The organism is Roseivivax halodurans JCM 10272, assembly GCF_000521785.1.
Classification (GTDB): domain Bacteria; phylum Pseudomonadota; class Alphaproteobacteria; order Rhodobacterales; family Rhodobacteraceae; genus Roseivivax; species Roseivivax halodurans.
In genome coordinates this window covers 178,071-189,519 of record NZ_JALZ01000008.1, presented here as the reverse complement: position 1 = coordinate 189,519, position 11,449 = coordinate 178,071, and the positions used below count along the sequence as shown (strand labels likewise).

General features: G+C 64.8%; 12 protein-coding genes and 1 tRNA gene. 11 read left to right on the top strand and 2 right to left on the bottom strand.

Annotated elements, in window-relative coordinates:
* Positions 1 to 88 precede the first annotated feature (88 nt).
* A complete protein-coding gene (locus OCH239_RS10100; RefSeq protein ID WP_037261861.1) occupies positions 89 to 319 on the bottom strand; it encodes a hypothetical protein in 231 nt (76 codons plus the stop codon).
* 478 nt (positions 320 to 797) lie between these two features.
* Here OCH239_RS10100 and OCH239_RS10095 point away from each other — a divergent pair.
* Positions 798 to 873, top strand: a tRNA-Trp gene (locus OCH239_RS10095).
* A 75-nt stretch (positions 874 to 948) separates the two neighbouring features.
* Here OCH239_RS10095 and OCH239_RS10090 read toward each other — a convergent pair.
* A complete protein-coding gene (locus tag OCH239_RS10090; RefSeq protein WP_037261859.1) occupies positions 949 to 1,536 on the bottom strand; it encodes a hypothetical protein in 588 nt (195 codons plus the stop codon).
* A gap of 278 nt (positions 1,537 to 1,814) precedes the next feature.
* Between OCH239_RS10090 and secE the strand changes: the two genes are divergently transcribed.
* From secE to rpoB, 10 genes are all read left to right on the top strand, one after another.
* The gene (gene secE, locus OCH239_RS10085) at positions 1,815 to 2,012 is read left to right on the top strand and encodes a preprotein translocase subunit SecE (RefSeq protein ID WP_037261857.1); all 198 of its coding nucleotides are present in this window, start codon (positions 1,815 to 1,817) and stop codon (positions 2,010 to 2,012) included.
* Positions 2,013 to 2,195: 183 nt separating this feature from the next.
* Complete coding sequence (gene nusG, locus OCH239_RS10080) at positions 2,196 to 2,729, top strand: transcription termination/antitermination protein NusG (protein ID WP_037261855.1); 534 nt, start codon at positions 2,196 to 2,198, stop codon at positions 2,727 to 2,729.
* 7 nt (positions 2,730 to 2,736) lie between these two features.
* Positions 2,737 to 3,324, top strand: coding sequence for a YdeI/OmpD-associated family protein (locus OCH239_RS10075; protein ID WP_037261853.1), 588 nt, complete (start codon positions 2,737 to 2,739; stop codon positions 3,322 to 3,324).
* A gap of 170 nt (positions 3,325 to 3,494) precedes the next feature.
* On the top strand, positions 3,495 to 3,944 hold the full coding sequence (gene rplK / locus OCH239_RS10070) for a 50S ribosomal protein L11 (protein ID WP_037261851.1): 450 nt from the start codon (positions 3,495 to 3,497) through the stop codon (positions 3,942 to 3,944).
* A complete protein-coding gene (gene rplA / locus OCH239_RS10065; RefSeq protein ID WP_037261849.1) occupies positions 3,944 to 4,642 on the top strand; it encodes a 50S ribosomal protein L1 in 699 nt (232 codons plus the stop codon). The genes rplK and rplA overlap by 1 nt, the downstream gene beginning before the upstream one ends.
* Positions 4,643 to 4,776: 134 nt before the next feature.
* Entirely contained in the window at positions 4,777 to 5,124 is a 348-nt protein-coding gene (locus tag OCH239_RS10060) for an ArsR/SmtB family transcription factor (RefSeq protein WP_037261847.1), read from the top strand.
* Positions 5,114 to 5,593 (top strand): SRPBCC family protein, encoded by a 480-nt coding sequence (locus OCH239_RS10055; RefSeq protein ID WP_037261844.1) that lies wholly within the window; start codon positions 5,114 to 5,116, stop codon positions 5,591 to 5,593. Before OCH239_RS10060 ends, OCH239_RS10055 begins: the two co-directional genes overlap by 11 nt.
* A gap of 423 nt (positions 5,594 to 6,016) precedes the next feature.
* A complete protein-coding gene (rplJ, locus tag OCH239_RS10050) occupies positions 6,017 to 6,535 on the top strand; it encodes a 50S ribosomal protein L10 (RefSeq protein WP_037261841.1) in 519 nt (172 codons plus the stop codon).
* Between the two features lie 76 nt (positions 6,536 to 6,611).
* On the top strand, positions 6,612 to 6,995 hold the full coding sequence (gene rplL, locus OCH239_RS10045; RefSeq protein WP_037261839.1) for a 50S ribosomal protein L7/L12: 384 nt from the start codon (positions 6,612 to 6,614) through the stop codon (positions 6,993 to 6,995).
* A 266-nt stretch (positions 6,996 to 7,261) separates the two neighbouring features.
* Complete coding sequence (gene rpoB / locus OCH239_RS10040) at positions 7,262 to 11,401, top strand: DNA-directed RNA polymerase subunit beta (protein ID WP_037261836.1); 4,140 nt, start codon at positions 7,262 to 7,264, stop codon at positions 11,399 to 11,401.
* Positions 11,402 to 11,449 lie beyond the last annotated feature (48 nt).

Here is an 11,449-nt window from a genome sequence, read left to right as displayed (position 1 = left end):
GGGCCGGGGCCTGAAAGGTCCCGCACCCAGAGATGGAACGGGCCGCCCGATGGGCGGCCCGTTTTCGTTTGCGGGGGCTTCGTCGCGGTCACTGGTACTGCCGTACGAGCGAGCGCACGAGGGCGCGGCGGTCGCTGTGGCTGTCGCCGGAATCGATCACGTTGAGGATCGACGCGATCTGCGGATTGCTCAGGGCGTCGACGTCGACATCGGGCGCATAACGCTCGATCTTGGTCTGAGCGGCGCCGTTCGTGGTCATGGCCGTGGCGGGAGCGGCGGCGGCAAGGGCGAGGGCGAGGGTCGCGAAAATGGTCTTCATGGTATCTGTCCTTTTGAAATGGAGGCGCGTCGGCCTTCCTGGGAGGGGCTCGGATGCGGGGAGGTGTGATCCGGTGATGCCAAGATCGGCGTATGGCGCCCCAATTCCAAATCACGGGCCCCGTCACGGCGGATCACCCGGACGTGGGCTTGAACGTGAACGGCGCCTGACCTGTGGCCTCGCCCCCATACCGTTTCCGGAGAATTGAATGTATTTGCATTGTGTCAAACCGGCGCGCGGCGGAGATCACGCGTGATAGATGCACCGGTTTCCGCGCCGCAGCGGGCGCTGTCACACCACTTGTGCAAAGGCGAACATGGCTTTTTCGAAACACGGATCACGGGAATGGCAGGGCGCGTGGATCAGGGCGTGAAGGATGTTGCAGGCCTTTGGGCCCAATGTGCCGCCACGGCCTGCAGGCGCCGCCGGAATCGGGCTTGAAATCGCCTGAGTCGGCTTGTAGTGACAGCGCCACTGCAGGGGTATAGCTCAGTTGGTAGAGCGACGGTCTCCAAAACCGTAGGTCCCGGGTTCGAGCCCTGGTGCCCCTGCCAGTTTTCAGACAGCACACACGAAAACGGCGGGCCCGAAGCCCGCCGTGTGTCGTGTCGTTCCGGATGTCCGGAGAGTTACTGCACGAGCGAGAGGATCTCGTTCTCGCTGATCGACGCATCGTCGGTCGAGTTGATGTAGTTCAGGACCACGTCGACCTGAGTGTCGCTGAGCGTCGAGACGTCGAGGCTCGGCGCGTGACGGTTGATGATGACCATCTGCGCCTCGGTTGCGCCGTTGCCCATGGTGTCGGCCGGCTGCTGATAGTCGACGAGCAGCGACTCGATCTTGCGCTGGGCTTCGGATTCGTCGTCCTCGCTGTTGGCGATGGAGAGCGCGGAATCGACGATCGGCTGCGGCAGGGTGGTGAAGTCGACATTGTCCACATAGCGGCTCAGCGTCACCATCTCGTTCTCGGTGAGCGTCGCGCCACCGGTCACCGTCGCGGTCGCCGGAACGATGCCTTCGAGCTTGTTCTCGATGTCGGAATGCGAGTCGGTGGAGGTGATGATGTTCATCGCCTCTGCGACCTGGGTGTTGCTCCAGGTGCTGACGTCGACGTCGGGCAGGTACTGCTGGATGCGCGCGATCTCGTTGTCGGTTGCGGCAAAGGCGGTGGTGGCGGTGGTCAGCGCGAGGGCCGATGCGATCATGAAGCGTTTCATATCGAAACTCCTGTAGTCGGTTACGTCTTTTTTCGAATGCCAATTCGGCTTCGATCTGAGGCACCAACTGCGGGGTGGGGGAGTCGTTCCTGAAAACATTCCGCCGTCACGATGAGTTGAGAGAACTGGAATTCGGCTGGAGCGATCCTATCGCGCACGATCTTACTGATCATGTCGGAGGCGGGCATTCGAGGCGCCCGGGCGGGTTTCGCTTGAACCCCGGCGCGCTTCGCCGTATCTGCGCCCAGCACGTTTTCCTACCGCAACGCAGGTGTCCGATGGCACGTACCAACCCGCTCCAATTCGTCCAGCAGGTCCGCGCCGAGGTCAACAAGGTGGTCTGGCCCACGCGCCGCGAGGTGCTGCTGACCACGGTCATGGTCTTCATCATGGCGACGCTGACCGCGATCTTCTTCGCGCTGGTCGATCTCGCCATCCGCGGCGGATTGCAGGCGCTTCTGGGCGTCTTCGGCTGAGAGGGCAATCCCGGACCGGGGGCCCTTGAATTCGCGCCGCCCATTGGGTAGGGCACACGACACTTCCCGATCGGGCGTGCAATGAGTCGTGTTGCACGCCGTTTTCTCGTGTCGGGACCATGAACATGGAATGCGCGCCGCGAGGCTCCGCCCGGCGCCAAGGAACGGAAAGGTCGAGGCCAGATGGCGAAGCGGTGGTATTCGGTAAGCGTCCTCTCGAACTTCGAGAAGAAGGTGGCCGAACAGATCCGGACATCGGTGGCCGAGCAGGGGCTCGAGGATCAGATCGAGGAAGTTCTGGTCCCGACCGAAGAGGTCATCGAGATCCGTCGCGGCAAGAAGGTGACGGCCGAGCGCCGCTTCATGCCGGGATACGTGCTGGTGCGGATGGAAATGTCGGATGCAGGCTATCACCTGATCAATTCGATCAACCGAGTGACCGGCTTCCTCGGCCCGCAGGGCCGGCCGATGCCGATGCGTGACGCCGAGGTCCAGGCGATCCTGGGCCGCGTGCAGGAGGGCGAGGAATCCCCGCGCACGCTCATCCACTTCGAGGTGGGCGAGAAGGTCAAGGTCAACGACGGCCCGTTCGAGGATTTCGACGGCATGGTCGAGGGTGTCGACGAGGACAACCAGCGCCTGCGCGTGTCGGTGTCGATCTTCGGCCGTGAGACCCCGGTCGAGCTCGAATTCACCCAGGTGACGAAGCAGGGCTGAGACGGACATGGGCGAGGGGGATCCGCGGATCGACCGCTACCTCGCCAAGGACAGACCATGGCGCGCGGAGCTTCTCGCTCTGCGCGCTTTGCTTTTGTCCGAGGGGCTGTCCGAGACGCTGAAATGGCGCTCGCCCTGTTACGTCGCCCATGGCGGCAACGTCGCGATGGCGGACGGCATGAAGGACTGCGCCGTCGTGTCCTTCTTCAAGGGCGTGCTGCTTGAGGATCCCGAGGGGCTTCTGGTCAGCCCCGGCCCGAACTCGCGGTCGGCGCGGTTCTACAAGGCGACCAGCGTCGCGCAGATCGAGGCCGATGCGGAGAAGCTGAGGGCGCTGATCCGGCAGGCGGTCGAGAACGAAGGGGCAGGGCGGAAGGTCGATCTGCCGGCCGACGATCTTTCGCTGCCTGAAGAACTCGAGGCGGCGCTCGACGCCGATCCCGAGCTGGCGGAGGCGTGGCAGGCCCTGACCCCGGGGCGCCGCCGCGGCTACGTCGTGCATATCGGTGGGGCCAAGCAGGCGGCGACGCGCACCGCCCGGATCGAGAAGCATCGCCCCCGCATCCTCGCGGGTCTTGGCATGCACGACCGGTAGGCCCGCCGCCCCATTGCCAAGACAGGTCAAAGCGTGTATCCGCGCCGCCTGTTCCGCGACTCGTCGTGGACATCCTCGTGGGAGGCGAGGCGGTCGCGACCGCCGGACCTGACCGCGCCACATGAACCCCTCCGCGGACGCGTCCCGGGGGAGATGGAAAGGAGACGCCGATGGCCAAGAAGCTCGCCGGCAAGATGAAGCTGCAGATCCCTGCAGGCAAAGCCAACCCCTCGCCGCCGGTCGGTCCCGCGCTCGGTCAGCGCGGCATCAACATCATGGAATTCTGCAAGGCGTTCAACGCCAAGACGCAGGAAATGGAGCCCGGTGCGCCGTGCCCGACCCTGATCACGTATTATCAGGACAAATCCTTCACGATGGACATCAAGACGCCGCCGGCGTCGTACTACCTGAAGAAGGCGGCGGGCCTCCAGCCCGTGGGCAAGCGCAATCGTCCGAAGGGTGCGACCACCCCCGGCCGTGAAACCGTCGCGAGCGTGACCCGCAAGCAGGTGCGCGAGATCGCCGAAGCGAAGATGCGCGACCTGTCGGCGAACTCCGTCGATGACGCGATGAAAATCATCCTGGGCTCCGCGAAGTCCATGGGCATCGAGGTGAAGTGATGGGCAAGATCGGTAAACGACTGCGCGCCGCGCGCGAAGCCTTCGCCGGCAAGGAGAACCTGTCGGTCGAGGAGGCTGTCAGCCTGATCAAGTCGAACTCGCAGACCAAGTTCGACCAGACGCTCGAGATCGCCATGAACCTCGGCGTCGATCCGCGCCACGCCGACCAGATGGTCCGCGGCGTTGTCGGCCTGCCGAACGGCACCGGCAAGACGATCCGCGTCGCCGTCTTTGCCCGCGGGGCGAAGGCCGACGAGGCGAAGGAAGCGGGTGCCGACATCGTCGGCGCCGAAGACCTGATGGAGCAGATCCAGAACGGCCAGATCAATTTCGAGCGCTGCATCGCGACGCCCGACATGATGCCGGTCGTCGGTCGCCTCGGGAAGATCCTCGGCCCGCGCAACCTGATGCCGAACCCCAAGGTCGGCACGGTGACGATGGATGTCGGTCAGGCGGTCAAGGACGCCAAGGGCGGTCAGGTCCAGTTCAAGGCCGAGAAGGCCGGCGTGATCCACGCGGGCATCGGCAAGGTGTCGTTCGACGAGGCGAAACTCGCCGAGAACGTCCGCGCCTTCGTCGAGGCCGTCTCGCGCGCCAAGCCCGCCGGCGCCAAGGGCACCTACATGAAGAAGGTGGTTCTCTCCTCCTCCATGGGCCCGGGCGTCAGCGTCGACATCACGAACGCGACCCAAGGCTGAGCTTTCGGCTTTGACCGAGTTCGAGGGCCCCGGAGCGATCCGGGGCCCTTTTTTGTGCGCGTATGCTGTGACGCTTAGGGCAACGGCTAAGTTTTGATTGACTTGGGGCGGCCCTCGACGCAAAGCTTAGGCAAATGGCTAAGCATGATTCCTCCCTCGACCTCATCTTCGCGGCGCTCGGCGATCCGACGCGGCGCGCCATCGTCGCGCGGCTGACCCGGGGGCCGGCCTCGGTGAGCGAGCTCGCTTCGGCGCACGACATGGCGCTGCCGTCCTTCGTCGGGCACCTGCGGAAGCTCGAGGCGGCGGGGATCGTCGAGACGGAAAAGACCGGACGGGTGCGCTCCTGCCGTCTGTCGCAGCAGGGCCTCGCCCCCGCGACGGACTGGCTGTCCGAGCAGCGGACGCTCTGGGAAGGGCGGCTCGACGCCTTCGACGATTACGTGACTGAACTCGCAAAGGCGCGATCCGATGAAGCTTGATCCCGAAACCGACCTGACCTTCACCCGAACCCTCGCCGCGCCCCGCGCCCTGGTCTGGGAGTGCTGGACCTCCTGCGAGCACATCCCGCATTTCTTCGTTCCGAAGCCGCACCGGGTCACCGCTTGCGACATCGACCTGCGGGTCGGCGGGCGCTTCAACACGGTGATGGAGGTCGACGGGCAGGAGATGCCGAACGAGGGCGTCTATCTCGAGGTGGTCGAGGGACGGAAGCTGGTCTTCACCGATGCCTATTCGGAAGGGTGGAAGCCCGCGCCCGATCCGTTCATGACGGCGATCCTGGAGCTCTCCGACGCAGAGGGCGGCGGCACGACCTACACCGCGACGGCCCGCCACCGGAGCGCCGAGACGCGCAAGGTGCACGAGGAGATGGGCTTCTTCGACGGCTGGGGCACGGTCGCGACGCAGCTCGACGCCTACGCATCGCGCCTCGCTGAGGCGCGGGCCTGACACATCCCCCAGCGGAGCTGCCGGTTGCGAAAAGCGGCCGGAGGCCCTGCAGATGCAAGAGGTTGCGCGGTTTGCTTGGCGCTTGCCGGATTTCGTGCTAATCTCTTTCCCGTGGCAAGGAGTGCGCGGAAAGTTCCGCGCGGCTCTTGGCATTTCTTTCCGAAACCTCTATTCGGCCCGTTACGAGGGGCAACGCGCGATTCGTGCGGGGCCCCCGTGTCGTCCGAGACGGTGGGCGGGCAAGGGGCAAAACCCCGAACCGCTAAGTCCTGCCTGAGACGGGAACAGAACATTCGGCTCGTTGGGGCGTAAGTCCCTCCGGGCAAGCGATTGTGACGACCCGATCGGACCTTGGGGCCAGACAGCACGTGTCTGGCTTGAATGAGCCGGAGGGGTCGCCCCTCCAGAACTTGGAGTGAAACTGTGGATAGAGCCCAGAAAGAGAAAGTGGTCGAGGAACTCGGCCAGATCTTCGAAAGCTCTGGCGTCGTGGTGGTGTCCCGCTACCAAGGCCTCACGGTTGCCGAGATGCAGGACCTGCGTGGCCGCGCCCGAGAGGGCGGCGCGTCGGTTCGTGTCGCCAAGAACAGGCTCGCCAAGATCGCGCTCGAGGGCAAGGACTGCGAGAGCATGTCCAAGTACCTCGAGGGCATGACCGTCCTCACCTATTCCGAAGACCCCGTGGCAGCCGCCAAGGTGGTCGAGGATTTCGCCAAGGATAACAAGAAGCTTGAGATCCTGGGCGGCGCAATGGGTGGGGAGGCCCTGGACCGGGCCGGTGTCGAGGCCGTGTCGAACATGCCATCGCGCGACGAGCTCCTGGCTCAGATCGCGGGCATGATCGGTGCACCCGCTTCGGGCATCGCCGGTGCGATCGGCGCGCCTGCTTCCAATATCGCCTCGATCCTCTCGACAATCGAAGAGAAGGCCGAGGCGGCCTAAGGCAATCCGTGAGACCCAAGCGCGACATCTTGTATTCGCGACGTTGGATCACATCTAGCAATGGAAAGAAGTCACAATGGCTGATCTTAAAGCACTCGCAGAGCAGATCGTGGGTCTGACCCTGCTCGAAGCACAAGAACTGAAAACCATCCTCAAGGACGAGTACGGCATCGAGCCCGCAGCTGGCGGCGCTGTCATGATGGCTGGTCCTGCTGCAGGCGGCGACGCCGGCGCAGCCGAGGAAGAGCAGACCGAATTCGACGTCATCCTGAAGTCGGCCGGCGCATCCAAGATCAACGTGATCAAGGAAGTCCGCGCGATCACCGGTCTTGGCCTGAAAGAAGCCAAGGAGCTGGTCGAAGCAGGCGGCAAGCCGGTCAAGGAAGGCGCGTCGAAGGACGAAGCCGAAGAGATCAAGAAGAAGCTCGAGGACGCAGGCGCGGAAATCGAACTCAAGTGATCTTGCGCGGACGGGCGATGCGCTCGTCCGACGTCAGTTTCAAGGCTGGATCCGGACCATTCCGGGTCCAGCCGAACCTGTCTCAGAGAGGGCCCGCGCCCAGATAGAAGCGGGTGGGCCTTTTCTCAGGCGAGGTTCCACGGATCGGGAGGCCTTCGGTGGGACGAAGGCCAGGCATTGATCGGAACACGCTCTCTCGGATGAGCCCGCGGCCGGGGCCCGACGGTCCGCGCGCTCAGGTGAGAACTCGAAAGGTGACGACACCCATGGCGCAATCCTACCTCGGTCAGAAACGCCTTCGCCGCTATTACGGCAAGATCCGCGAAGTTCTGGAGATGCCGAACCTCATCGAGGTTCAGAAATCGTCCTACGACCTGTTCCTCGACAGCGGCGACCAGCCGACGCCGCAGGACGGCGAGGGCATCAAGGGCGTGTTCCAGTCGGTCTTCCCGATCAAGGACTTCAACGAGACCGCGGTGCTCGAATTCGTGTCCTACGAGCTCGAGAAGCCGAAATACGACGTCGAGGAGTGCATGCAGCGCGACATGACCTATTCGGCGCCGCTGAAGGTCACGCTCCGCCTCATCGTCTTCGACATCGACGAGGACACCGGCGCCAAGTCGGTGAAGGACATCAAGGAACAGGACGTGTTCATGGGCGACATGCCGCTCATGACCCAGAACGGCACGTTCATCGTGAACGGTACCGAGCGCGTCATCGTCTCCCAGATGCACCGCTCGCCGGGCGTCTTCTTCGATCACGACAAGGGCAAGACGCACAGCTCGGGCAAGCTGCTCTTCGCCTGCCGGATCATTCCCTATCGCGGCTCCTGGCTCGACTTCGAATTCGACGCCAAGGACCTCGTCTACGCGCGGATCGACCGCCGCCGCAAGCTGCCGGTCACGACGCTCCTCTACGCCCTGGGTCTCGACCAGGAAGCGATCATGGACGCGTATTACGACACGGTCGACTACACTTACGAGAAGGGTCGCGGCTGGAAGACCAAGTTCTTCCCCGAGCGCGTGCGCGGCACCCGTCCGACCCATGACCTGATCGACGCCGACAGCGGCGAAGTGATCGCCGAAGCCGGCAAGAAGGTCACGCCCCGCGCGGTCAAGCAGCTGATCGACGAGGGCAAGGTCGAGAGCCTGCTCGTGCCGTTCGACAACATCGTCGGCAAGTACGTCGCCAAGGACATCATCAACGAAGAGACCGGCGCGATCTACGTCGAGGCGGGCGACGAGCTCACCTGGACCGTGGACAAGGACGGAGAGGTCTCCGGCGGCACGCTCAAGGAGCTGATGGATGCCGGCGTGACCGAGATCCCGGTCCTCGACATCGACAACATCAATGTCGGTCCGTACATGCGCAACACCATGGCGCAGGACAAGAACATGGGCCGCGACACCGCGCTCATGGACATCTACCGCGTCATGCGTCCGGGCGAGCCGCCCACGGTCGAGGCCGCCTCGGCGCTCTTCGACACGCTGTTCTTCGACAGCGAGCGCTACGACCTCTCGGCCGTCGGCCGCGTGAAGATGAACATGCGTCTTGCGCTCGACAAGCCGGACACCCAGCGCACGCTGGATCGTTCGGACATCGTGTCCTGCATCAAGGCGCTCGTGGAGCTGCGTGACGGCAAGGGCGAGATCGACGACATCGACCACCTCGGCAACCGCCGGGTGCGCTCGGTCGGCGAGTTGATGGAGAACCAGTACCGCGTCGGCCTGCTGCGCATGGAGCGCGCGATCAAGGAGCGCATGTCCTCGGTCGAGATCGACACGGTCATGCCGCAGGACCTGATCAACGCGAAACCCGCCGCGGCCGCCGTGCGCGAGTTCTTCGGCTCCTCGCAGCTGTCGCAGTTCATGGACCAAACCAACCCGCTGTCGGAAGTGACGCACAAGCGTCGCCTGTCGGCGCTCGGGCCTGGCGGTCTGACCCGCGAGCGCGCCGGCTTCGAGGTGCGCGACGTGCACCCGACCCACTACGGCCGGATGTGCCCGATCGAGACGCCGGAAGGCCCGAACATCGGTCTCATCAACTCGCTCGCCACCTTCGCGCGGGTGAACAAGTACGGCTTCATCGAGACGCCCTACCGGATCGTGAAGGACGGGCAGGTGACGGACGAAGTCCATTACATGTCCGCCACCGAGGAAATGCGCCACACCGTGGCGCAGGCGAACGCCTCGCTCGACGAGAACGGCCGCTTCGTGAACGACCTCGTCTCGACCCGCCAGTCGGGCGACTACACGCTGGCGCCGAACGAGACCGTCGACCTGATCGACGTCTCGCCCAAGCAGCTGGTGTCGGTCGGCGCCTCGCTCATCCCGTTCCTCGAGAACGACGACGCGAACCGCGCCCTGATGGGTGCGAACATGCAGCGTCAGGCGGTTCCGACGCTCCGCTCCGAGGCGCCGCTCGTCGGCACCGGGATCGAGGGCGTGGTGGCACGCGACTCGGGGGCGTCGATCATGGCCCGCCGCGGCGGCGTGATCGACCAGGTCGACGCGCAGCGCATCGTGGTCCGGGCGACCGCGGATCTCGATCCGGGCGATCCGGGCGTGGACATCTACCGTCTGCGCAAGTTCCAGCGCTCGAACCAGAACACCTGCATCAACCAGCGTCCGCTGGTGAAGGTGGGCGACACGGTCGAGAAGGGCGAAGTGCTTGCGGACGGTCCGTCCACCGACATGGGTGAACTGGCGCTCGGCAAGAACATCATCGCCGCGTTCATGCCGTGGAACGGTTACAACTACGAGGACTCGATCCTGATCTCCGAGCGCATCGCGCAGGACGACGTGTTCACCTCCGTCCACATCGAGGAATTCGAAGTGGCGGCGCGGGACACCAAGCTCGGGCCCGAGGAGATCACCCGCGACATCCCGAACGTCGGTGAGGAAGCCCTGCGCAACCTCGACGAGGCCGGCATCGTCTATATCGGCGCCGACGTGGAGCCGGGCGACATTCTCGTGGGCAAGATCACCCCGAAGGGCGAAAGCCCGATGACGCCGGAGGAAAAGCTCCTTCGCGCCATCTTCGGCGAGAAGGCCTCGGACGTCCGTGACACCTCGCTTCGGGTGAAGCCGGGCGATTACGGCACCGTGGTCGAGGTCCGCGTCTTTAACCGGCACGGCGTCGAGAAGGACGAGCGCGCCCTGCAGATCGAGCGCGAGGAGATCGAGCGTCTGGCCCGTGACCGGGACGACGAGCTCGCGATCCTCGACCGCAACATCTACGCGCGTCTCAAGGGCATGATCCTCGGCAAGACCGCGGTGAAGGGTCCGAAGGGCGTCAAGGCGAACTCCGAGATCAACGAGGAGCTTCTCGGCACGCTCACGCGCGGCCAGTGGTGGCAGCTTGCGCTCTCCGACGAGGAGGACGCCAAGAATGTCGAGGCGCTGAACGAGCAGTACGAGGCGCAGAAGCGTCAGCTCGACGCGCGCTTCGAGGACAAGGTCGAGAAGGTCCGCCGCGGCGACGATCTGCCCCCGGGCGTGATGAAGATGGTCAAGGTGTTCGTGGCGGTGAAGCGCAAGCTGCAGCCGGGCGACAAGATGGCCGGCCGTCACGGCAACAAGGGCGTCATCTCCCGCGTCGTTCCGATTGAGGACATGCCGTTCCTCGAGGACGGCACGCCGGTAGACTTCTGCCTCAACCCGCTGGGCGTGCCGTCGCGCATGAACGTCGGTCAGATCCTCGAGACCCACATGGGCTGGGCCGCGCGCGGCCTCGGCATCCAGGTCGACGAGGCGCTGAAGGACTACAAGCGCACCGGCGATCTGACCCCGGTCCGCGAGGCGATGAAGATCGCCTATGGCGACGAGGTCTACAGCGAGGGCATCGAGGGCATGGAGGAGGACCGTCTCGTCGAGGCGGCGTCCAACATCACCGGCGGTGTTCCGATCGCGACGCCGGTCTTCGACGGCGCCAAGGAGCCTGACGTGAACGACGCGCTGCGGCGTGCCGGGTTCGACGAGAGCGGCCAGTCCCGCCTCTTCGACGGCCGCACCGGCGAGGAGTTCTCGCGCAGGGTCACCGTCGGCGTGAAGTACCTGCTGAAGCTGCACCACCTCGTGGACGACAAGATCCACGCGCGTTCGACCGGTCCCTACAGCCTCGTCACGCAGCAGCCCCTCGGCGGCAAGGCGCAGTTCGGCGGTCAGCGCTTCGGCGAGATGGAGGTCTGGGCGCTGGAAGCCTACGGCGCGGCCTACACCCTGCAGGAGATGCTGACGGTGAAGTCCGACGACGTGGCGGGCCGGACCAAGGTCTACGAGAGCATCGTCAAGGGCGAGGACAACTTCGAGGCCGGCGTGCCGGAATCGTTCAACGTTCTCGTCAAGGAGGTCCGGGGTCTGGGCCTCAACATGGAACTCCTGGATGCGGAGGAGGACGAGGAGTGAGGCTCGGCGCGTAACGCGCCCCTTGCTCGCCGCCGGCGCGGGATCCCG